Below are 20,023 nucleotides of genomic sequence, written 5' to 3' on the forward strand. Positions count from 1 at the left end.
AATCTTTCGTAGTTTTGTCGTTCTATTTCTTTTTCTCGTAAGGCAATGAGACGCTCGAGACGGTCCATATCGACGTCATTTCCTAAGGCTCTATTTAAAATGCGTTCCATAGCAGTTTGTTCGACGGCTAAATGATGTGTTTCTTCAATTTCTGTTAGGTTAGTGTTTTGTTCACTCATCTTGATTTCCTCCTATTTGAGCGCAATTCCCCCGTGGCGTGAATCACGCTTGTGTTTAAAAGTTGTTTGTGTGGTTAGAAACGGCTTATAGAGATACTATAAGATTAGTCGTTCGTATTTTTTCATCTGGTTTGTTCTCTAGTTGAGGTGAGGTCAGTATTATCAACATACCCATAAGCACCTGCATCATTGGTAATGTATATAGCATCGCAGTTACCAAAAACACGTACATCACCGTAAACTTCTATATATCCATAAAAATGTATACCCTCGTAAACTTCTGCATTACCAAAAACTTGAACATTATCAGAAATTTGTGCATCATCATAAACACGGGCGCCTTCATAAACCCATGCATTATCACCAACCCAGCAATCCCCTTCGTGACTTAAATTGCCCTCATGCTCTATAAACCCCCCTAAATCGCCTTTCTCGACGTTTCCAAAGTCTCGTAAGGCGCGAATGCGGTGGAGAGTTCTGCCATTAACTTCGATTGTTGCGTCTGTCAGTTCGTATTTCTTTTTTATCATAATAACCTCCTCTTAATGCATGCTTTGTCTTTTAAGCTCTTGAGACAGCACACCAATTCCTTTTGCTGTGATTTTTGCGCAAGGAATGACTTTTTCTATTCCACTTGCGGTTTGAAGTGTGATAGTTGGACAATCCATAAGTTTCTTTTGGATTTTGTCTTGATAAGGAAGCAAATTTCCACCTGCTGCACGTCTGTAAACCCAACCTTTTTCTTGTAAAAATTGAATGAATTGTTTTGGTTGCATCTCGAGTATTTTAGCGGCTTCTGTAAGACCGAAGAGTCCGTTGTGACGTTGCAAACTTTCAAGAGCAGCTGCTTTTGGTTTAAGGATACTCACTTCACTTTTTAAGGTCTCTAATTGTGTGACGCTTTCTAAAAGAAGTTTCTTAACAAAGAGAGGATCTTCTAAAGCATTTGCAAGGTCTAAAGGTTTCTTTGCACGCCGTTCACATTCAATAAAATATTGACGGGCTTGTTTACCTTTTTCATTACGCTCTACCATGGCGAGCTCTTTTGCCATGTCTAATGTGAGGTGATAGTCTATAGCTGTAACAGCTCTAGATTTTGCGCTCCCCAATTTTGGGGACCGCAAATCTTGTGTTTTTATGAAATCATTTCCCTCTTCAAATTCATATTGATGAATACGGTCCTTAATCCAAGTAGAGAAATCTTTCCCAATTTCCAAAAATTCATGCAATTCACGAGCGTTGACCGTTTGAACGGTTTCGTGTTTGATTGTATTGTGCTGGATAGCAATAGGCTTTTCCATTACGAACCTCATGTTGATGGGATTGATGAATGAAAGGGGGCGCTTTTAAATGCGCCCTTCAGAATTTAAAGCACATCACAAGGACGCAAACGGTGTTGTTGTTCGTAAGTACCGTAAATCTCATCATTATATTTTTCGTCTGCGATCTCATCTAAAAGTCTATTGTAAACATCACTTTCACGTATAAAGTAATGAACCTCACTATCTTCATCGAGACGTTCAATATTTTCTTTTACATATGCCTCTGCGATCTCTTCAGAGATATCTTCACAGTTCTTTTCAGAAGGATTGATGCGAAAGATTTGGATTGCATCATCTGCCTCGTCAATAATTTTTAGAACTTGGCTTTCATCCAGTGGTCCAGACCGACCAATGTTTTGATCATCATCATAGACAACTAATAAAATTTCATTGGAATTTATAAGAATTGGCTTATCCATAATTTTTCCTCCCTAACGCCTCTTGGCGATTGTTTGTGCGTGGTTTATGGATACCAATGTAGCGATTTTAAAAACAAAGTCAACAAAAAAATGTAGCGATTTTAAAAATTTTTTAAAAGTAATAAACTAAAGGCTTGCTTGAAGAGAAGTATAAAAATATTAACTCATATTCTGGCTGGCTTAATCCAGTCGATAGGTGCACACCATTCTAATTCTACATCTACGATATCAGCATATTTTCCATTTATACTGGATAAAACCCATTTCCCTTTTTCTTTCCCTAGACGTAATACTTTGATGTAAACTTTTCCACATTTAGTTTTTATGATGGCGCGGTTGTTAATAAGATCCTCTGGTGGCAAATGATAGGAATAAAAAAGAAGGCTTCCTTCTTCAATGGCTGGAAACATAGAATCACCTACCACGCGAACAGCAACAGTTCCTTTAGGAGCAGATGGCGGGGCTTCTACTTCTTCTAGACAACCAGAATCTATTGCGATTATTTCTCCTCCGGCTCCTACAGATCCAATCAAAGGAACTAAGTGATTAGTAGGAATAGAAGCACCTGTAAGCTTTGATATTTCTAATAATTCTCGAGCAGAAATATCTCTTGTTCCTTTTAGCATTTTATTGACGGCAGCACGATCTATCGAGCGACCTAAAGAAGCGGTTAGCTGTCTTGAAAGCTCTGATTGGCTTAATCCAGCTTCAGATAAGGCATTTTGCAACCATTGTGAGATACTTATTGTCATATCTTTATTGTAGGTACGTTGTATACAATCGTCATTTTCTAATTTAGCAACATGTGGTTTCATTATTAATTTTCCTTCTTGACATTGTTTTTATAATCGCTACATAATGTGCTATGAAACAATTTTCGGAAATAATAAATCTATTAGGTGGGGTTCGTAGGGTATCTCAGTTGCTTGGGGTGCATAGAACACGCGTATATGTCTGGCTCCGTCCTATATCAAAAGGTGGAACTGGTGGGAGAATTCCAACAAAACATATCCCAATTCTTTTGAATGAAGCCAAAAGAATTGGAGCACCGATTAAGGCAGAAGACTTTTTCTCGTTTTTTTATAGGACGCAATCATGTGATTCTAAATTATCTTCACAATCTGCTTTTACTGCTGCTTCTACAGAAAAGAATGAACATCAACAGCATCATTCACACTCTTAAACAGGCAAAAATAAAGAGATCAAATAAATAGATTACGCGTCACCATGCGCACGCATAAATACGCAACAGCTTTAAGGGGGGATTATGATCACTAATTTATATTTAATGAAAGAAGGGGATGCGCATGTCTAATGGTATGCCATGGATAAGATTCCATTTGTATGACTGGATAAGTGGTACAGATGGAATGACGTTAGAGCAAAGGGGCGCTTATATGACGCTTCTCGTTCGCATGTACGATAAAAAAGCACCAATTAAAGAAGATTTTGAAACGCTTGCACGTGCTTGCAATTGTTCGCAGAAAAAATTTGCAGCTATTGTCGAATACTTAATGAGGAATGATAAACTTGTTGAGACAGATAATGGATTGTGGAATACGCGCGTTGAAGAAGAGCTGAACGATTTTGCTGATAAAAAAGAGCACATATCGCAAGTTCGTAGTGAGGCTGGTAAAAAAGGTGCACAAGCAAAAAATAATACAAAACAACATGTTAATAATTTTGCTGAAGCAAATGACAAGCAAAACGTTTTTTTTGCTGAAGCAAACGCTAAGCAAAATCAAGCTATAAAGAACCAGAATAAGAATATATATAAAAAAACTAAAACTAACGTTTTAGCAAAAAAAGAAATTGGTTCTGAAGATTTAGAAACAAACGAACAGGTTGACGAGCCAACAGAGGTTGCTGCTGTTGAGAGCACATCAGAGCAAATCACAACGGGTGTAGAAAACCAACCTCCCTTTCACGAGCAAGAGAACGTTTCCCAAAAAGCAAAACGAGCGCAAGCTAATCGCGGTTGTCGATTGCCTACGGATTTTGAACCCGATTACGATTTTGCAATCGAAGAGGGCTTGCCTCCAGAGCGCGTCAAAGTCGAAATTGCAAAGTTTCGAGATTATTGGCGTTCAAAAGCCGGAGCAAATGCAACCAAAATCGATTGGCAAGCAACATGGCGTAACTGGGTACGCAGGGCTATCGAGGGTTTAGAAAAAACGAAAAACACGAACAACAATGGTGGAAACAATGGAAACTTTTCAAAAGATCAAAGAACTCGTGGTGGTACCGGAGAGACAATCCGTAATCTTATCGGTGCAACACAGCTTAGTGACGCCTCTACAAGATACCGTGCAACAGATAGAGCAATGTGTAACTCTGGAGTTCCCATGGACCTTGAGAAATGGCATTCAATTGACAGCAACCCTAGAGAAACAAGCTTTAGAAGCCTATCAGACTGTTCAAAACTTACTTACCTTGAAAGCGTCTGTTGAAGATATTGCAGAGGCGCTTGATGTGCTTGAAGGCGGTTTGACAATGCAAAAAGTTTTGAATGTAGAAGCGCGTGCAAAGGCTTATATCGCAGCTCTTAACGGCATTTCACTCTGGTCTTTGTTGCAAGCTGTTAAAAATCTTATACGTGGAGAAGCTAAAGGCATGTCAACAACCTTTGTCCCCTCTTGTGCTGATCTTGCGCAGTATTGTCGTGATTTAGAAAGCAGGCTTTATGGTGTTGCTGAGAGAGTTTTTACAGCAGTTGAAAATACGCGTAACCTAGCCTTAGGAGGCAAGCGCATTTCATTCATGAGAATAGGCAAGCCTAGTGAAGAGTGTCATGACAGTAGCAATTCTAAAGCGGCTTAAAACAGCAAACTAGTGAAAAGTGCTGATCATTTTACGATTAGGTATGTGTTTAAATCGACAAAAAGGTACCGTACAAAGCGATTTAAAGATTTTACGATAAAAACCATATCCGCAATATAAAACGCTCTGTACGGTCAAATTTTAGGTAAATAGACCAATTGGTAAAATTATGGACTAAAAACATGAGAATATTAAAAGACCTGTTCTTAAAAAAGCGTAAACAACCCATGCAAAAAGAGTTTGTTGCAACAGCTGTTGGTTATGTTCCTTGGGGGGACGGAGCAGAGGAGTATTTTTACAACCTCTACGAATATGAAGATGGCACAAGAGAGTGTGAAAAGTTTGATGGCGGACAGTATTATACCACACCAGAAAATGCGGATTTTAGTACCAAAGCGCAAGTAAAAGCATGGGTTTACGGTGGGAATATTCCGAAAAGCGTTCTCAATTACGAACCTCTTATAGATGAGATCAATAAAGAGATCAAAAAATTATCGAAAACCGCAGGAAATAAATATGTTTACAGATAAGCAGCTAAGAGCCTTGTTTGGCATTATAACTTTTATATTTTTATGTTTTTTAGGAATTAAAAAAAATCCCTACTTTATTCAAAGTATTTTGACATTCGCATCTGTTTCTTTGGTAATAGTCACAGCGGTTTTTGCAATTTTATGCAATTCTCATATTCCTTTTGAGTTGCAGAACAATCCAAAATACAAACGCGGCAATACAACAGGTTGGAAGACATTAACACGTGATTTACAACAGTATATGCACAGACTTTTAAAGCTAATAAGTTTAGCGCTTGTCGTTTTAATTTTCCCAAATAGTTATAAGGAAACTGTTTCTTTACCTTTCATTTCTAAGTACGTGGAGTACAAGCTTTCTTTTCCATTGGATACTGTACTTTGGTACTCAGATATTGCTCTTTGGTATTCCTTTTTAGTCTGTGTATTTTTCCTTATGTTACGTACACGCAGTTTAATAAACATACCTATTTACACACTACAGTGCTCAGTTAAAAAGCTATAGTAAAATTTCCGATTTTATAAAACTGTTTAGATTAAATGGCGTTGTCTCTTCTTAACGTTCATAGATGAAATCAACAAGAGCATAAAAAACTATCGTGGGCTGCTTGATTTTAAAGAACATGACCTCTAGGTGTGAAGAAAGATGGGCTAAGTATTTCTAAAGATGCCCTACTTGCTCTAAAGGTGAAATATGTGGGATTGGGCTGTTATGCCGAGCTTGCCACAAATCATGCTTTTGTTGCAATTTAAGCCAGAATTCCGCATCATTTAAACCCGCTTTTTCTAACCGTAAAGCTAAGTTAATACTAATCGCCGCATGGCAGTTTAAGACGCGGGATAAAGTTAAACGTGCAACGCCAAGACGATTTGCAGCTTCTGTTACTGTTAACCCTAATTCATCAAGCAATTCTTCTTTCAAAATGCCGCCAGGGTGTGGAGGATTGTACATCATAATAACACCTCAAAACTCAATGGTAATCTTGATAATCAACCAGTTCAACGTCTGTCCCAATGAAACGAAAAGTAACACGCCAATTTCCATTGACACGCATTGACCAGTAACCTTTTAAATCGCCCGTAAGCGCATGTAGACGATACGATTTAAGAGTAACTTGTTCAGGCGCGGATATTGTATCTAAAATTACTAAAATGTTTGCTAATTTTTTAGCATGCGCGGGTTGTATGCCTTTGCAGACTCCTCTTTCAAAGAATAATTTTAACCCTTTATGCTTAAAACTAACGATTGCCATATATACCCTCTTGATACTTGATACTATACACCATGCATTTATGTCAATTGATTATTTATCAAAGAGCATATTAAACATAATTTTATATGTTAAAAAACAATAATATCATTTTGAAATAATTGAAAAAATATGCAAATCATGCTAGGATTTTGTATGTATTAAAATACAAATTTAAGGTAAGAAAAAACATGCTAAATAAAGTGATGTTAATCGGGCGTTTAGGTGCTGATCCCGAAAGCAAAACAATGAATTCTGGAACAGAAGTAGTCAATTTTCGTATGGCAACTTCTGAGAGCTATACAGATAAAAATACTCATCAAAAAGTAGAGAAAACTGAATGGCATTCAGTTGTGATTTTTAATCCACATTTGGCAAAAATTGCACTTCAATATCTCAACAAAGGTTCAAAAGTTTACGTAGAAGGAAAATTACAGACACGCAAATGGCAAGATAAAAATGGGCATGACCGTTACACAACAGAGATTATTTTACCGCAATTCAAAGGCGAGTTAAAGCTCTTAGACGGAAAAAATAACGATAATCAAGAGCCATTATCTTCTTATGACAGAAGTTTCCAGCAACCTCTTGATACGCCTCATACTGTTATAAATGATGAGGTTCCTTTTTGATGTTAATGAGTCAATCCAATTCTTTGCAAATAATTATACAGAATAATATGCTTATGCAACAAGCGTTGTTAGGGAATAAGGGTAATGATGTACCTGCTACTGATTTTGAAATAGCAATAATCATTGTATTTATGTTGACATTGGTTGTATTCGTTTGGGGGCTGGCTAATGATAAAATAAAGATAAGTGTATTAACTATAATTATAGGTCTCTCTTTATCCACGTGGTTATTTATTTTGGATAAAGAAACATGTTTAGCATCAGATGAAATTGGGCAAGATATTAGACAGACATTTGGGGGTATAAGTGAAAAAAAATAAAAAGAAAGATGCTTACATTTCACAAGTGAAAGTACGTCAAGATCCTGTTAATCAATTGGCAATTGAAATGCGTGCTAAACGCTTTGGTTTGACTATTGAAGAGGCTAAAAATCCGCTTGCTGGTACTTATGTTGGGCGGCTGTGTTTGCAAGGTGTGCTTACTCAAGACCAGTATGATGCTGCACAAAAATATCTTGAAGTGAAAAATGACTATTTGTGTGCAAAAGGTTTACCAAGCGCTGTTTATGATGAAATACCATCATCTTCTGATGACAAAGCAAGAGAAAAATGGGTTGAATTTGCAACAGGACAGTTTTCTAATATGCAAGAGGCGATAAAAGAAACACAACATCTCTATAGACAGTATAATCTTTATGCAGCAATACAATATATTGTTGTCGAAGACCGAACATTAGCACATCTTGTGAATTCATTGCGGGTCGCTCTTAACGCGCTTCATAAATATTTTGACAGAAAAACTAAATGGTAAATGTTTTATTGTTCTTTTTCCATACAATATGGAAAGTTATTGAAGGATAAGTTCTAGAGAGAGCATTTTATGTATATAACAAAATTACGTAAAGTTAGAGGGTCAGTTATGCTCTCTATACCGCCGGCATTGCTTGATGTTCTTCATCTTTCTGAAAACACGCAAGTGGGTTTGGTTGTTGACAATGGACGCTTAATTGTAAAGCCACAGGTATCGCCAAATGACACTCTTGAAGAATTGTTAGCACAATGTAACCCTTCAGATGATTTTGCGGATGATGATATGGAGTGGTTTGATGCCAAGCCTGTTGACAGAGAGCTCTTGTAATGAAGAGCGGGAAAGAGAATTGCGTTATGACGATATCTATTCGATTGCCTAGTGAACCCTATGATAAGGAGCTTGTCGTGTTAGTTTTGGCTGTTGGACATAGAAAAAATATATGTAAAGGCTAAGGAAAATCTTTTATAAAATATTTTGATTCTTAATCAAGGATTAAAAGGAGTAATACCGCGCAACTAATTAGAGCAGTTGTTAATAAAAAGAAATAAGCAGGAATTTTCAATTTAAAGCGCCAAAGTAAGTTAATGATGATGGACATTATACTAATAAATATGAATATTCCTGTTATAATGATGAATATAATGATGAAATCATCAAATGTTATGCGCCTCTGAGGTTTTTCATAATCAGAAACAGTGGAAAACGAAATGTTATATTGATTAATTCCACTATCTGATAAAATCTTGTTTGGGTGCTGTTCTACTACGTATTGCTTTTGCAAAACTTTAATTTTTTCATGTAAATTTTCATCAGTATTAGAAGACTTGTAATGAGTAAGAATCTGTTCACTGTTAGCATAATCAGAAAGAAAAAGCCCACTGATCACTATGATTAATAAGTAAATTATTTTTTTTGCTGATAAGTAATTCATTATTTCTTTTGTGGTTGGAGTTTAAGTATATATTAAAGATTAGGGAAAACGCTTAATAAATATTTTGATCGTTAGACAATTTTCCAAATAAATTTGATCAACGCTACCAGCGCTATAAGACAAATTAATATCAATGCTATAATCGCTACGATTCCTACAATTTTATCTAAATTTTCTATTATAGTAATAAAAATACCAATAAAAATTAACACTCCTAAAAATGCTATTCCTATTACAGGATAAAATACAAAAGCTGCCGACCCAGCCGCCCAAGCCGCTGTTTGGAATTGGAGGGACAAGAGCTCATAAAATGCGCTGTCAATATTTTCATCTTTTAAACTTAGCTTTTCTTCTCTTGCACATGCACTTAGTATCAAAAGATACGATACAAATGCTACAAATATTGGTACAATTAATTTATCTTGTTGTTGATTGTCTAATCCGAAGGGATTAAAAGCAAGTATCATAAGACTAATTATAGCAAAGAACGGTAAAAACAAAATTAGTGTAAATGTCTTTTTAATTCTGCATAAAGCAGCTTTTTTGAAAAATAACATTAATTCCCCCCCACTTTTTGCTAATCAATAATTTAGTGCTTCCGTATAATTGATTCGTTGAGATAATACAATTGTGAGTTATTGGGTGCTAAAGACACTAGATTTAGGTGAAAAAAATAAAAAATACACAATATCGTGATTTTTTTTGTTGACAGGATATGAAAAATAGTGTTTTATGGCGCTGCTGTACTAGTCGAATTGTGTCTAGAATTACGGTAAAGGTATAACCTTTCTTATAAGTTTATATGATTGTTCAGAACCCTGCTTTTGCGGGGTTTTTTTATTGTCTTGTTTACAAAAAGAAACACACATGAAAACCACTGAAAAACTTGCAAAAAGAACGCCCCCAAAGGCAGGTCAAGGGCGGGTAAAAGGTGTGCCAAATAAAACGACACGTATTTTGAAAGAAGCAGTGCTTAAGGCAGCAGAGCGCGCTGGTAAGAAATATGGTGATGATGGTTTGGTCTCTTATCTAGAAAAACAGGCAATCAAATGCCCCGCTGCTTATTTGGCATTGTTGGGGAAGATTTTGCCTCTTCAAGTGACAGGGGAAGATGGCGGGGCGATTAAGATGATAACGCGTGTGGAAATCGCGCCTTTAGTTCATGACAACACGACAGATTAATATTGTTCCAAAGCTTATACCGATTTTTACAGATAAGGCTTTGGTGCGTGCGGCTTGGGGTGGACGAGGGTCTGGAAAGACAAGATCATTTGCCTTGATGGCTGCTTTAAAAGGCTATCAATTTGGTAGGGAAGGAATATCAGGCACTATTCTTTGTGCACGTCAGTTTCAGAATTCTTTGGCAGAAAGTTCATTGGAGGAGATTAAACGCGCCATTGAAGCGCACGACTTTTTAAAGGACTATTACAAGGTTGGGGAGTCGTCGATTAAGTCGATAGATGGTCGTATAGCCTTTCAGTTTTCTGGTCTTGACCGGAATATAGCTAGTATCAAGTCTATGGGGCGGATTTTGCTTTGTTGGGTTGATGAGGCTGAGCCCGTTACAGAGACGGCTTGGCAGACGCTTATACCGACGTTGCGAGAAGAAGGAGAGGGATGGCGGGCAGAATTATGGGTGACATGGAACCCGTTGCGAGAGAATGCCCCCGTTGAGAAGCGGTTTCGCTTTTCAGACAATGCGGCAATTAAGCGTGTTGAGATCAACTGGTCAGACAACCCGAAGTTTCCCAAGATTTTGAATGAAGCGCGATTGGATGATCTGAGAAACCGTCCAGAGACCTATAAGCATATCTGGGAAGGGGATTATCTGAAAGCGGTTCAAGGCGCTTATTATCAAAAGGAAATGTTGGCAGCCGAGCAGGAGGGGCGGATAGGGCGCGTTGCTCGTGACCCCTTGATGCAAATACGTGCTTTTTGGGACATTGGGGGTACGGGCGCCAAGGCAGATGCAACAGCGATATGGATAGCACAGTTTGTGGGGCGAGAGATCAGAGTGCTTAATTATTACGAAGCACAGGGACAGCCGTTATCCGAACATATCGGTTGGTTACGTCAAAATGGTTATGAGAAGGCATTGATGGTTCTCCCCCATGACGGTGCGACCAGAGACCGTGTGCACAATGTGAGTTTTGAGAGTGCTTTAAATGATGCGGGCTTTGAAACACAGGTTGTTCCTAATCAAGGGGCTGGTGCGGTTAAGATGCGTATAGAGGCGGTGCGGCGTATTTTTCCTTCTGTTTGGTTTAATGAAGAGATGACGGTAGCAGGGCGCAAAGCACTGAATTGGTATCATGAGAAATGGGATGAGAAGCGCGGCATTGGTTTGGGTGCAGAGCATGATTGGTCGAGCCATGGGGCGGATGCCTTTGGTTTAATGTGCATTGTCTATGAAGCACCCAGTGTCAAACCCAAGCAAGAGCGTTATTGCACTATGGAAAGAGAAGCGGCATCATGGATGGCATTCTAGATCAAGACTTTCAAAAAACGACAATCCTTGATGAATATGAAATCTATAAGCGTTTAAAGTCTTGGTATGCAGAAGATATTGAACATGTTAATGAATGGCGTGAACAGGCGCGTGAAGATTTTGATTTTTATAATGGTCGTCAATGGGCAGAGGAAGATCTTGCGGTTTTAAAAGAGCAACGCCGTCCTGTCATGACTTTTAACCGCATTGCACCCCTTGTGAATGCTATTGTTGGAGCGGAGCGTAATAATAAGCGCGAAGTACAGTTTCAACCACGGCAAATGGGAGCAGCAATACCCAATGAATTGCTTACTGGAGCAGCAGAATGGTTTCGTGATGAGGCGGAGGCGGAATATGCCGATTCCGATGCTTTTCAGGATATGGTCATTTGCGGTATGGGCTGGACAGATACGCGGCTTGATTATGATACAGATCCCGAAGGGATACCTGCTGTTCAACGTTTAGATCCCTTAAAAATGGTTTGGGATGCCAATGCTGTAAGACCAAATCTCATTGACGCACAGCGTATGTGGTATGTTGATCGCAAATCCGTTGAGGATGCTAAAAGTCTTTTTCCTGATGTTGCTGTTGAAGATCTTAACGCCGATTGGGCTATCGATAGTACAACCGCTTCTGAGGATTCTCATGTGTCGCTTGATGCGTATCAAGATGACTCCAATGCGACTTCTCTCTCAGATCCGTATTCTGGGAAACGCTATGTTACGCTGGTTGAATGCCGTTGGTTTGAATATGAGACCACTTACAAGGCGCCTGATCTTCAAACCGGACAGATGCGCAACTATAGCAAACAGGAGTTTGAACAGCTTCAAAGGGTAATGCCACAATTACAAGGGGTGTGTTTTAATAAAAAAGTGGTGAGACGCGCTTTTCTGGGACGACGTCTTTTAGCAAAGCCCGATAAGCCATTAGCACCTGATGGGCAACTTGGGTGGGAGTGTATCACGGGCACGCTGGATAAGCTTAAAAACCAGTTTTACGGGATTGTTCGCCCCGCAAAAGATCCACAAAAATGGTCGAATAAATATTTTAGCCAAGTGATGTATATCCTTAATAGCCAGTCTAAGGGCGGCTTGATGGCAGAACGAGGCGCTTTCGATGATGATCGCCAAGCCATGGAAAGCTGGGCGCGAACGGATACGATTACTTGGGTTAAAAATGGCGCGCTTACAGGAGGGAAAATTCAACCAAAGCCAAGTGCACAATTTCCCAATGGATTTTTCCAGCTGTTTAATGAATCGCGTGAAGCGATAACGCATGTAACAGGGTTATCGGCTGAGTTTATCGGAACACGGGAGGTCAACCAAGCCAATGTGCTGGAAAATACACGCCGGCAATCAACGCTTAATTTGCTTGCGGGGCTGTTTGATAATCTCAAGCTTTATCGGTGTAGGCAGGGAAAGATTATCCTTTATCTTATCCAGAATTATCTCTCTGATGGGCGTTTGGTGCGTATTTCTGGACAAGAGAATGCGCAGTATGTTCCATTAACACGTGAAGCTGTCACAACGCTTGAATACGACATTATTGTTGATGATTCACCGACAAGCCCCAATGAAAAAGAGAAAACTTTTGCGACAATTACGCAGATGTTGCCATTGCTTGGTGGGTTCTTAACACCGGAGATGATTCCAGATCTTTTAAAGCTTTCCCCACTACCGGCAACATTGGTAGCAAATTTAACGGCAAAAGCACAGCAGGCACAACAAGAACAACAGCAACAGCAGATGATGCAACAAAGCCAAGGGGCGCAATTAACTCCAGAGCAACAAGCAAAGATTGCTGTTTTACAGCAAGAAGCGCAAGAAAAGAGCACACTCTATCAACTTGATGCGCAGCAGAAACAAGCGGCATTGCAGCAGAAAAATATCGAACTTTTCTTGAAACAAGAACAAGCGCGCATGCAGCTCGAACTTCAACAGGCAAAAAATGAAATAGCGCAGCGTGATTTAGAACGCAAAGCTTTACAGACACAGTTGGAACACTATCGAGTTTTGACAAAAAATATAATAGCACATTGAAGGGACAGAATATGGAAGAAGAGTTTACGCCTGAAGAACAAGCAATCTATGATGAACATTTTGCCAGTGATAATGCTGTTGAGTTGGTCGAGCCAGAACAAGTTGAGGAAGTTTTTGATGCAGAGGAAAGTTCTGAACAGCCAGCTGTAGAACCACTTCAAGAGCAGCCAAATTCTGATGTAATAGAATCTGATAAACTAGAGCAAGAGCGGCAAGCACGACAAAAGGCAGAACAAAGCGTCATTGAAGCGCGTGAATTGGCTATTGAACTTGCGCAAAAATATGCCGCAATGCAGGAAGAAATCACGCGCCGCCGTGAGGAAAATATTCCCTCCCTAGAAGACGACCCAAAAGCACATTTTGCATGGCTTAGTCATAAGGTACAAGAACAACAGAAATTGCTTGATGAGTTTTCTCATATGAGAGAGAGCCAAGAGCGCATGAGTCAAGAGGAATATGAACGCCAAAAGTTGGGGGATTATTTCGAGGAAGCTAAAGCGCAAGTACAAGATAAATATCCAGATTTAGACAGTATCACGGACTATCTCTATGAAAGAGCAGACAGTGTCTTACAAGCGCAAGCAAGCCTTTATCCGCAATGGAAAGATCCAGAGGCACGGCAACAACAAATTGGTGCTGAATTGCGCCAAATATGCCAGCAGTGTCAGAAAGCCGGTATAAACCCAATTGAGGTGCTGGTGCAAAAAGCAAAAGCTTTTGGCTATAGTGGAGCGCCCGTTAAGGACGAAGTAGGAGCCCTTCAAGAGCGCTCTCAAGCAGCGCGGACACTTACAGCGCGCGGCGGACAAGTTCCAACAGGCGGTATGGATGTGAGAACGCTCTTTTCCATGCCAGAAGCCGAATTTGCTGTATGGGTTGAGAAAAATCCCGAAAAATTTGAACAAATTATGAGCAGAGCGTGAGATGTGCGTGGTGACGCAACAGAGAGAACCAAGTGATTGTTATCGTTTGGGGGTGCCGCAAGGCGAGTTTTAAAAACCAAGAAAGGCATTGATTGAAATGGCAGTAACACAGGTAAATCTTAATGACCCATTAGCCGTTGGCGTTTGGGCTAAGATGCTAAACACAGAAACTTCAAAAGCGTTGCCCATTGCACCGCTGATGGGAAAAGGAAAAAACAGCATTATTCAAGTATTGGATATGCTAGGAAAATCCGCTGGTGACTCTGTGACGAGCGGATTAAGAGTCCAACTTATGGGGGATGGCGTTAGCGAGGGACAAACGCTGGAAGGCAATGAAGAAGCACTCCAATTTATGAATGAAACGGTGCGTATTAACGAGCTTTCTCATGCTGTACGCGTAAAATATGAAGGCACCATTGATCAACAACGTGTTTTATTTAATTTACGAACAGAAGCAAAGGATGGGCTTGTTGATTGGTATGCAGATCGCTTAAGTTTGATGTTCTTCATTCAGGCAGCAGGTTATACAGCACCATGGATTCACTTCGAAGGACGCACCATAACCCTTAAACCCGTACATTATGGCTTTAATGCTCCATTAGAGCCAAGCAAATTGCGTATTATTCGTGCCAATAAGAAAAAGACTGATGAAGAGCTTACAAAAGACGATGTTTTTACATTAGATCTTATAGATCAGGCTGTTGAACGCGCAAAACTTGCTAATCCACGTTTGCGCCCTGTTCGTGTTGATGGAAAATCGGCATATGTGATGTATCTCCACCCAACACAGGTAACTCAATTGCGTACCAATACAAAGAGCGGGCAATGGTTAGACATTACCAAGGCAGCTTATGATGGCTCTGGAGCTAAGAACCCAATTTTTGAGGGCTCTCTGGGGATGTATAATGGAGTTATCTTACGTGAAGCTGAACATGTCCCCAATGGTATCAATTCAAAGACACAAGAGCCTGTAACATCTGTTCGCCGTGCTGTGTTGCTTGGTGCGCAAAGTGTTATCATGGCTTATGGGCGCGTTGGCAATGGAGCAACAGGAGGCGATGGGAAAGGGGGAACACGCTATAAACTTGTTGAAGAACTGTTTGATTATCAACGTGAATTTGGGGTTGCAGCTAAAACCATTATCGGCATGAAAAAATCACGCTATACCTTGCCGCATTCTGATCAAGGGGGGCAGGATTTTGGTACGATTGTTATCCCTTCTTTTGCCGAAGCAAGCTAATTATTAAAGGATGACAATTATGGCAGAAAAATCGCTAATTACACAGGAACCTGATGAAATCGTTGAAACCATTGAGACTATTGGCATGACAGATGAGGGATTGCCACCTGTTTTGCAGGGACGTAACAACTCTACGCAGCAGGTTAGTTTTTTACGGGCGTGTGTTAAATGTACAGACCAAGGGTTGATAACGAAAATTGGCGTTCTACCCCGAGGGGCTTTTATCAAAAGCATTACAGCTTATACTATGGAGGATTTTGAAGATGTAAAAGCTACATTTGGAAAAGAGCCTCATGGTAATGATTATGGAGATGTATGGCTTCGGCAATCTACCGATGGCAATGTGTACATACCCATGGAGGAACGAGATGTTCCATTAGAGGCTGAAAATACGATTTACATGACACGAGACAAGAAAAGCACCAAAGGTGATGCTGAGGTGATTGTTGAGTTTTACACTAATCGTTAAAGGCAAGGGGGCGTTTATTGTTTGCGTCCCCCTCCTATACAAGATGCCCCAATACATTTGGAAGAGGCTGATATGACAATAATAGTACAGACAGGTGGTCCGATTGGAGACAAACAGACCATTGCTCCTTGGGATAAAAATTTTATCCAGATGTTAAACGATATTCAGGATGAAATAGATGATCAAACAGATGAGTATGTTGATCAAGTGCAAAGGGCGATATTTTCGGCTATTCGCTTTTGTGAACGATTGCCTTTTTATTTCAATGAAAGCCGCGAAGTTGTTTTTACCACTCTAAAGGGCAAAAGCCGTTATGGCGCAGAGGAAAATCCAGTTATTCCGGCTGCTGTTCGCATTGTTGATGCTTACGTTTATGAAGATAATCACAGCAAAGCAAAGCTTTTGCAGGTAGATCCTCTTGTTATTGAGAATCTTGAGGATGATTGTAGCCATGGCATGCCTACACGCTATGCTTATTTTGAACAAAAGCTTGTCTTGTATCCAACACCAGAGCGCGTTTATTCTATCAGGCTTATTCTTGACCCTGTAAGAATAAAAGATATTGAGAGTGCACAAGAAGCGTCCATATGGTTTTTAGAAGCCTATGAACTGATCAAAACGCGTGCAAAATATGAAATTTATACCAATATTATTAAAGAACCACAGATGGCAGCGGCAGCTTTTGCCATGTTTCAAGAGCAACTCGATGCGCTTCAAATTGAAACATCACGGCGCAAGAATTTGTTAAAAATTCAACACACGGATTTCTGATGACCTTTATTCCTATTGCTGAGTATAGACCAGATGTTGCATTTATTAATAGTGGTTATTCTAGTGAGATCGTGAACGTTTTACCTGCACCAAATTCGTATATTCCGTTTCCCATTGTGGCGCCGGTCTCAGATCCTTTTCCGGATGTGATTTTGGGGGTCTATGCGGTGCGCTCATTGGGTGGTGTGCGCATCATTGTGGGGGCACCAACAAAACTTTATGAATATGACAACAGCACGCGCGGCTGGAAAGACATTAGCAAACCTCACACACAATATCACGCCAATGAGACTGCACTTTGGTCTTTTGCCTCCTTTGGTGATCATATCATTGCTGTTAATAGCAATGACCCACCACAAATGCTTTCGTTAAAAACGGATGAAAGGTTTTGTGATTTGAGTGGTAATCCCCCGCGTGCTGGACTTGTGCGTGTGTGGGGTGATTTTGTTTGCCTGATGCAATTAACAGATAAGCCAAACCGTGTTCAGTGGTCCGGTTTGAATGATGCGACACATTGGACGGTTGGGGAGAAAAGTTGCGATTATCAAGATTTTCCCGATGGAGAATATGTTCAAGGGTCTACGGAATCAACAAATCCACTTATTTTCATGCGCTCAGCCATTTATCATGCAACCTTTGTACCAGGCTCTAAAATTATATTCAGTTTTGCAAAAATAAAAGACAAAATAGGTGCGAAAAGCAGCACAGCAATTGCAAGCCGTGGAGACTGTACTTTCTTTGTCTCTGATGATGGTTTTTATCAAATCAACAGTGCTGGTGAAATGCTCCCTATAGGCTTTGGTAAAGTCGATAAAACCATCTTCACACTTTACAATAACTTTGCCATTGATGAGATGAGGGCATGTATTGATCCGGTCTATTCTCGTGTTTATTTTTCTATCAATGATAACACTGAAGGGATGCATATTTATGTTTATGATTGGCTTTTGCAAATATGGAGTGTCATTAAGGGGCAAAACCTTCTCTTATTTCCCCTTTTTGCAGCCGGTTATACATTAGAAGGCTTAGACGAAGTACAAGAGAGCTTGAAAGATTTACCAGCTTCTCTTGATAGTAAGATGTGGCAAAATGGTGCGCCTGTTTTGGGAGCCTTTACGCCAGACAACACATTTGGTTTTTTTGCAGGTCCTCCGATGGAAGCAGTTATTGCTTCACAAATTGTGGGGGATACGGGCAGGCAAATCAACTTGATGAGTGAGGCTTTTGTTCAAGCGGATACAACAAAAGGTTTTTTAAGTGTTGGGGCGGCTTTTATCATTGATAACAAGAACCAATTAAATTGGGCTAAAGAGCGTTATGCCGGCTATAATATTGGGATGTATAATATCCGCTCACGGGCGCGTTATCACGCTTTGCGTCTGAGAATACCAGAAGGCACGCCATGGACACATATAACAGGCTTTGATGTAACGCTGAAACCCGCGGGCATAAGATGAGTTTTAAGATCTATAATACAGAAAAATGGAGCGCTGAACAAATGGCGCCCTATTTTGATAATGTCATAAAATCGATAGCTTACTTTAATCAAAAATTCCCTGATGATTATAATACAGAGACCATTTTAAACGATATTTTGAAGGGAGAAAAAGTTCTTTGGATTATCGTTGATGCGCATGAAAACTTTATGGCGCATGTCACAACACAGTTACAAGAACTCGTCACTGGAGCATTAAGGGCGGTTGTTGTCACGCTTGGTGGAAAGGGAGGAGCACCCTTAACAAAGCTTATCACTCAGATTGAAGCTTATTACAAGGAAAAAGGGGCAGAAGAGCTTGTCATCATAGGCAGGCGAGGGTGGGAAAAATCTCTTAAAACGCATGGATATCTCGTTAATCTTTTAGAATATAGAAAGCAGCTTTAACATGGGAAAAAGTTCTAAACCAATCCAGAATACCCAAAACACGACGCAAACAAATGAACCCCCTGCATGGGCAAAAGGTATTTTTGAACACGCAGCTCAAGATGCCATGACTTTTTATAACCAAGGCAGCGGAAAAGCCGTTTATGACGGGCAGCGTGTTGCGGATTTAAGTGATCAAACAAAGAATGCGATTAATGGGCTTAGCAATAATACGCATAACTATGATAACAACACTTTAAATGGATTAGCCACAGGGCAAAATTCAACAAGCCAAAACTTAAAGAACATGGCTTCAGGGCAACAAATAGGCAATAACCCTTACTTTAATGAAGCACTTCAAAACGCATTAAATAAAGCAACAAGCTCTATTAATAGTTCATTGGCAGGTGCTGGGCGTTATGGTTCGGGTGCGCATACCGGCGTTTTGGCTGATGAATTGGGGGGCATAGCAACACAAGCTTTATCACAGCAATATAACCAAGATGTCAACAACATGATGAATGCCAATGGTCTCATTGACCAAGCAAACCAAAATCAGTTGGCGGGCGCCAATAACTTCTTTCAAGGTCAAGGTCAGGCAAATCTTAATGCGTTGACGGGAGGGAGTGTACTTGATGCCAATCATCAACGGCAATTAGATGAAGAGCGGCAAAAATGGGAGCAGCAGAACAATCTTGATTGGGACCAGTTAAGTAAGTTGCTTACAGCTGGTGGGGCTGTTGCTGGAAATTATGGAACGCGAACAGGACAAATGACGACATTGACTCCACAGCCAAAACCTAATCCGTGGGAGATTGTTGGAAATGTTGGAACTATCCTTGGTACTTTTGCTGGGCTTAGTGATATCAGAGCAAAAGAAAACATCAGAGAAGCTGGGCAGAGAAATGGCTATAAACTCTATGAATACAACTACAAGGGGCACCCAGAGCGCTATCGCGGGGTGATGGCACAGGATGTTTTGAAGTCAAAGCCAGAAGCTGTTTTCTTGCATAAGGCGACAGGCTTTTTGCATGTGGATTATAGCAAGCTTGGCTTTAAGATGGAAAGGGTGCAGTGATGGAACAAGAAAACACAAATTCTCTTTTAAAGTTGTTTGATCCAAAATTTTTGCGTCCCTTGATGTATCAGGTCATGCCTCAATTGCCAAAGCATTTGTTCGAACAGCTTTCTACGCCTCCAAGCACACCGTTGGAAGGGCGATACAAGCCAAGTTTTTTAGAACGTGCTGCTTTTAGCACAAACCCTTTTGATGCGAGCAATGGGGATAATACTCCACAAAAATTGAGTCCTACAGAGCTTATTCGTGGTTCTCAAACAGGGA

At 40.1% G+C, this 20,023-nt stretch carries 26 protein-coding genes and 2 pseudogenes; 20 read left to right on the forward strand and 8 right to left on the reverse strand.

Going from position 1 to position 20,023, the window contains the following annotated elements; translation table 11 throughout:
• The 5 genes and pseudogenes from ACFILD_RS05145 to ACFILD_RS05165 form a co-directional block, all read right to left on the reverse strand.
• Window positions 1-179: pseudogene (locus tag ACFILD_RS05145) on the reverse strand (recombinase); the annotation flags it as partial.
• Between the two features lie 122 nt (window positions 180-301).
• Window positions 302-709 (reverse strand): hypothetical protein, encoded by a 408-nt coding sequence (locus ACFILD_RS05150; protein ID WP_375658149.1) that lies wholly within the window; start codon window positions 707-709, stop codon window positions 302-304.
• Window positions 710-721: 12 nt separating this feature from the next.
• A complete protein-coding gene (locus ACFILD_RS05155; RefSeq protein ID WP_375664851.1) occupies window positions 722-1,480 on the reverse strand; it encodes an antA/AntB antirepressor family protein in 759 nt (252 codons plus the stop codon).
• Window positions 1,481-1,545: 65 nt separating this feature from the next.
• On the reverse strand, window positions 1,546-1,920 hold the full coding sequence (locus ACFILD_RS05160) for a hypothetical protein (RefSeq protein WP_375664852.1): 375 nt from the start codon (window positions 1,918-1,920) through the stop codon (window positions 1,546-1,548).
• A 164-nt stretch (window positions 1,921-2,084) separates the two neighbouring features.
• On the reverse strand, window positions 2,085-2,735 hold the full coding sequence (locus tag ACFILD_RS05165) for a S24 family peptidase (RefSeq protein ID WP_004854224.1): 651 nt from the start codon (window positions 2,733-2,735) through the stop codon (window positions 2,085-2,087).
• A gap of 50 nt (window positions 2,736-2,785) precedes the next feature.
• Between ACFILD_RS05165 and ACFILD_RS05170 the strand changes: the two genes are divergently transcribed.
• From ACFILD_RS05170 to ACFILD_RS05190, 5 genes are all read left to right on the forward strand, one after another.
• Entirely contained in the window at window positions 2,786-3,103 is a 318-nt protein-coding gene (locus ACFILD_RS05170) for a hypothetical protein (RefSeq protein WP_375638701.1), read from the forward strand.
• A gap of 124 nt (window positions 3,104-3,227) precedes the next feature.
• Window positions 3,228-4,370, forward strand: a complete 1,143-nt coding sequence (locus tag ACFILD_RS05175) for a YdaU family protein (protein WP_375664853.1) — start codon at window positions 3,228-3,230, stop codon at window positions 4,368-4,370.
• Window positions 4,354-4,740 (forward strand): hypothetical protein, encoded by a 387-nt coding sequence (locus ACFILD_RS05180; protein WP_375654727.1) that lies wholly within the window; start codon window positions 4,354-4,356, stop codon window positions 4,738-4,740. The genes ACFILD_RS05175 and ACFILD_RS05180 overlap by 17 nt, the downstream gene beginning before the upstream one ends.
• 182 nt (window positions 4,741-4,922) lie before the next feature.
• Complete coding sequence (locus ACFILD_RS05185) at window positions 4,923-5,270, forward strand: hypothetical protein (protein ID WP_375624113.1); 348 nt, start codon at window positions 4,923-4,925, stop codon at window positions 5,268-5,270.
• Entirely contained in the window at window positions 5,257-5,772 is a 516-nt protein-coding gene (locus ACFILD_RS05190; RefSeq protein ID WP_375664854.1) for a hypothetical protein, read from the forward strand. The genes ACFILD_RS05185 and ACFILD_RS05190 overlap by 14 nt, the downstream gene beginning before the upstream one ends.
• A 156-nt stretch (window positions 5,773-5,928) precedes the next feature.
• Here ACFILD_RS05190 and ACFILD_RS05195 read toward each other — a convergent pair whose 3' ends face one another.
• Together ACFILD_RS05195 and ACFILD_RS05200 are read right to left on the reverse strand one after the other, a co-directional pair.
• On the reverse strand, window positions 5,929-6,222 hold the full coding sequence (locus ACFILD_RS05195; RefSeq protein ID WP_004856691.1) for a HigA family addiction module antitoxin: 294 nt from the start codon (window positions 6,220-6,222) through the stop codon (window positions 5,929-5,931).
• A gap of 16 nt (window positions 6,223-6,238) precedes the next feature.
• Entirely contained in the window at window positions 6,239-6,520 is a 282-nt protein-coding gene (locus tag ACFILD_RS05200) for a type II toxin-antitoxin system RelE/ParE family toxin (RefSeq protein WP_252619286.1), read from the reverse strand.
• A 188-nt stretch (window positions 6,521-6,708) separates the two neighbouring features.
• On the opposite strand from ACFILD_RS05200, the gene ssb reads away from it, so the two are divergent.
• From ssb to ACFILD_RS05220, 4 genes are all read left to right on the forward strand, one after another.
• Window positions 6,709-7,149: a single-stranded DNA-binding protein gene (gene ssb / locus ACFILD_RS05205; RefSeq protein WP_375630890.1), complete on the forward strand. Its 441-nt coding sequence runs from the start codon at window positions 6,709-6,711 to the stop codon at window positions 7,147-7,149.
• A complete protein-coding gene (locus tag ACFILD_RS05210) occupies window positions 7,149-7,469 on the forward strand; it encodes a hypothetical protein (protein WP_375630889.1) in 321 nt (106 codons plus the stop codon). Before ssb ends, ACFILD_RS05210 begins: the two co-directional genes overlap by 1 nt.
• Entirely contained in the window at window positions 7,456-7,959 is a 504-nt protein-coding gene (locus ACFILD_RS05215; RefSeq protein WP_375630888.1) for a hypothetical protein, read from the forward strand. The genes ACFILD_RS05210 and ACFILD_RS05215 overlap by 14 nt, the downstream gene beginning before the upstream one ends.
• Window positions 7,960-8,028: 69 nt before the next feature.
• Entirely contained in the window at window positions 8,029-8,286 is a 258-nt protein-coding gene (locus ACFILD_RS05220) for an AbrB/MazE/SpoVT family DNA-binding domain-containing protein (protein WP_375630887.1), read from the forward strand.
• 675 nt (window positions 8,287-8,961) lie between these two features.
• On the opposite strand, the gene ACFILD_RS05225 is transcribed toward ACFILD_RS05220, so the two are convergent.
• Complete coding sequence (locus ACFILD_RS05225; protein ID WP_375630886.1) at window positions 8,962-9,447, reverse strand: hypothetical protein; 486 nt, start codon at window positions 9,445-9,447, stop codon at window positions 8,962-8,964.
• 310 nt (window positions 9,448-9,757) lie between these two features.
• On the opposite strand from ACFILD_RS05225, the gene ACFILD_RS05230 reads away from it, so the two are divergent.
• From ACFILD_RS05230 to ACFILD_RS05280, 11 genes and pseudogenes are all read left to right on the forward strand, one after another.
• The gene (locus tag ACFILD_RS05230) at window positions 9,758-10,072 is read left to right on the forward strand and encodes a hypothetical protein (protein ID WP_273724397.1); all 315 of its coding nucleotides are present in this window, start codon (window positions 9,758-9,760) and stop codon (window positions 10,070-10,072) included.
• The gene (locus ACFILD_RS05235) at window positions 10,053-11,378 is read left to right on the forward strand and encodes a PBSX family phage terminase large subunit (RefSeq protein ID WP_375630885.1); all 1,326 of its coding nucleotides are present in this window, start codon (window positions 10,053-10,055) and stop codon (window positions 11,376-11,378) included. Before ACFILD_RS05230 ends, ACFILD_RS05235 begins: the two co-directional genes overlap by 20 nt.
• Window positions 11,363-13,417, forward strand: coding sequence for a portal protein (locus ACFILD_RS05240; RefSeq protein ID WP_375630884.1), 2,055 nt, complete (start codon window positions 11,363-11,365; stop codon window positions 13,415-13,417). Before ACFILD_RS05235 ends, ACFILD_RS05240 begins: the two co-directional genes overlap by 16 nt.
• 11 nt (window positions 13,418-13,428) lie before the next feature.
• Window positions 13,429-14,340 carry a hypothetical protein gene (locus ACFILD_RS05245; RefSeq protein ID WP_375630883.1) on the forward strand — a complete coding sequence of 304 codons (912 nt, stop codon included), beginning with the start codon at window positions 13,429-13,431 and terminating at the stop codon, window positions 14,338-14,340.
• Window positions 14,341-14,437: 97 nt separating this feature from the next.
• On the forward strand, window positions 14,438-15,580 hold the full coding sequence (locus ACFILD_RS05250) for a N4-gp56 family major capsid protein (RefSeq protein ID WP_375664855.1): 1,143 nt from the start codon (window positions 14,438-14,440) through the stop codon (window positions 15,578-15,580).
• A 19-nt stretch (window positions 15,581-15,599) separates the two neighbouring features.
• Complete coding sequence (locus tag ACFILD_RS05255; protein ID WP_375630881.1) at window positions 15,600-16,049, forward strand: hypothetical protein; 450 nt, start codon at window positions 15,600-15,602, stop codon at window positions 16,047-16,049.
• A gap of 72 nt (window positions 16,050-16,121) precedes the next feature.
• A complete protein-coding gene (locus ACFILD_RS05260) occupies window positions 16,122-16,820 on the forward strand; it encodes a hypothetical protein (RefSeq protein WP_375612494.1) in 699 nt (232 codons plus the stop codon).
• The gene (locus ACFILD_RS05265) at window positions 16,820-18,277 is read left to right on the forward strand and encodes a hypothetical protein (RefSeq protein WP_375627859.1); all 1,458 of its coding nucleotides are present in this window, start codon (window positions 16,820-16,822) and stop codon (window positions 18,275-18,277) included. Before ACFILD_RS05260 ends, ACFILD_RS05265 begins: the two co-directional genes overlap by 1 nt.
• Window positions 18,278-18,318: 41 nt before the next feature.
• Entirely contained in the window at window positions 18,319-18,702 is a 384-nt protein-coding gene (locus ACFILD_RS05270) for a hypothetical protein (protein WP_375630893.1), read from the forward strand.
• Window position 18,703: 1 nt separating this feature from the next.
• On the forward strand, window positions 18,704-19,759 hold the full coding sequence (locus ACFILD_RS05275; protein ID WP_375664856.1) for a tail fiber domain-containing protein: 1,056 nt from the start codon (window positions 18,704-18,706) through the stop codon (window positions 19,757-19,759).
• A pseudogene (locus ACFILD_RS05280) lies at window positions 19,759-20,023 on the forward strand (hypothetical protein); the annotation flags it as partial. The gene ACFILD_RS05275 and the pseudogene ACFILD_RS05280, both read left to right, overlap by 1 nt.

It is taken from the genome of Bartonella sp. CL162QHHD, assembly GCF_042195435.1.
Lineage (GTDB): Bacteria > Pseudomonadota > Alphaproteobacteria > Rhizobiales > Rhizobiaceae > Bartonella.

What these genes read in the sequence shown, in the direction of transcription:
- ACFILD_RS05270 (WP_375630893.1), top strand. Translation starts at nt 18,319, where the DNA reads ATGGCGCCCTATTTTGATAATGTCATAAAATCGATAGCTTACTTTAAT.
- ACFILD_RS05170 (WP_375638701.1), top strand. Translation starts at nt 2,786, where the DNA reads ATGAAACAATTTTCGGAAATAATAAATCTATTAGGTGGGGTTCGTAGG.
- ACFILD_RS05185 (WP_375624113.1), top strand. Translation starts at nt 4,923, where the DNA reads ATGAGAATATTAAAAGACCTGTTCTTAAAAAAGCGTAAACAACCCATG.
- ssb (WP_375630890.1), top strand. Translation starts at nt 6,709, where the DNA reads ATGCTAAATAAAGTGATGTTAATCGGGCGTTTAGGTGCTGATCCCGAA.
- ACFILD_RS05150 (WP_375658149.1), bottom strand. Translation starts at nt 709, where the DNA reads ATGATAAAAAAGAAATACGAACTGACAGACGCAACAATCGAAGTTAAT.
- ACFILD_RS05240 (WP_375630884.1), top strand. Translation starts at nt 11,363, where the DNA reads ATGGATGGCATTCTAGATCAAGACTTTCAAAAAACGACAATCCTTGAT.
- ACFILD_RS05230 (WP_273724397.1), top strand. Translation starts at nt 9,758, where the DNA reads ATGAAAACCACTGAAAAACTTGCAAAAAGAACGCCCCCAAAGGCAGGT.
- ACFILD_RS05260 (WP_375612494.1), top strand. Translation starts at nt 16,122, where the DNA reads ATGACAATAATAGTACAGACAGGTGGTCCGATTGGAGACAAACAGACC.
- ACFILD_RS05220 (WP_375630887.1), top strand. Translation starts at nt 8,029, where the DNA reads ATGTATATAACAAAATTACGTAAAGTTAGAGGGTCAGTTATGCTCTCT.
- ACFILD_RS05275 (WP_375664856.1), top strand. Translation starts at nt 18,704, where the DNA reads ATGGGAAAAAGTTCTAAACCAATCCAGAATACCCAAAACACGACGCAA.
- ACFILD_RS05210 (WP_375630889.1), top strand. Translation starts at nt 7,149, where the DNA reads ATGTTAATGAGTCAATCCAATTCTTTGCAAATAATTATACAGAATAAT.
- ACFILD_RS05195 (WP_004856691.1), bottom strand. Translation starts at nt 6,222, where the DNA reads ATGATGTACAATCCTCCACACCCTGGCGGCATTTTGAAAGAAGAATTG.
- ACFILD_RS05245 (WP_375630883.1), top strand. Translation starts at nt 13,429, where the DNA reads ATGGAAGAAGAGTTTACGCCTGAAGAACAAGCAATCTATGATGAACAT.
- ACFILD_RS05160 (WP_375664852.1), bottom strand. Translation starts at nt 1,920, where the DNA reads ATGGATAAGCCAATTCTTATAAATTCCAATGAAATTTTATTAGTTGTC.
- ACFILD_RS05265 (WP_375627859.1), top strand. Translation starts at nt 16,820, where the DNA reads ATGACCTTTATTCCTATTGCTGAGTATAGACCAGATGTTGCATTTATT.
- ACFILD_RS05200 (WP_252619286.1), bottom strand. Translation starts at nt 6,520, where the DNA reads ATGGCAATCGTTAGTTTTAAGCATAAAGGGTTAAAATTATTCTTTGAA.
- ACFILD_RS05165 (WP_004854224.1), bottom strand. Translation starts at nt 2,735, where the DNA reads ATGAAACCACATGTTGCTAAATTAGAAAATGACGATTGTATACAACGT.
- ACFILD_RS05250 (WP_375664855.1), top strand. Translation starts at nt 14,438, where the DNA reads ATGGCAGTAACACAGGTAAATCTTAATGACCCATTAGCCGTTGGCGTT.
- ACFILD_RS05255 (WP_375630881.1), top strand. Translation starts at nt 15,600, where the DNA reads ATGGCAGAAAAATCGCTAATTACACAGGAACCTGATGAAATCGTTGAA.
- ACFILD_RS05155 (WP_375664851.1), bottom strand. Translation starts at nt 1,480, where the DNA reads ATGGAAAAGCCTATTGCTATCCAGCACAATACAATCAAACACGAAACC.
- ACFILD_RS05175 (WP_375664853.1), top strand. Translation starts at nt 3,228, where the DNA reads ATGTCTAATGGTATGCCATGGATAAGATTCCATTTGTATGACTGGATA.
- ACFILD_RS05235 (WP_375630885.1), top strand. Translation starts at nt 10,053, where the DNA reads ATGACAACACGACAGATTAATATTGTTCCAAAGCTTATACCGATTTTT.
- ACFILD_RS05225 (WP_375630886.1), bottom strand. Translation starts at nt 9,447, where the DNA reads ATGTTATTTTTCAAAAAAGCTGCTTTATGCAGAATTAAAAAGACATTT.
- ACFILD_RS05190 (WP_375664854.1), top strand. Translation starts at nt 5,257, where the DNA reads ATGTTTACAGATAAGCAGCTAAGAGCCTTGTTTGGCATTATAACTTTT.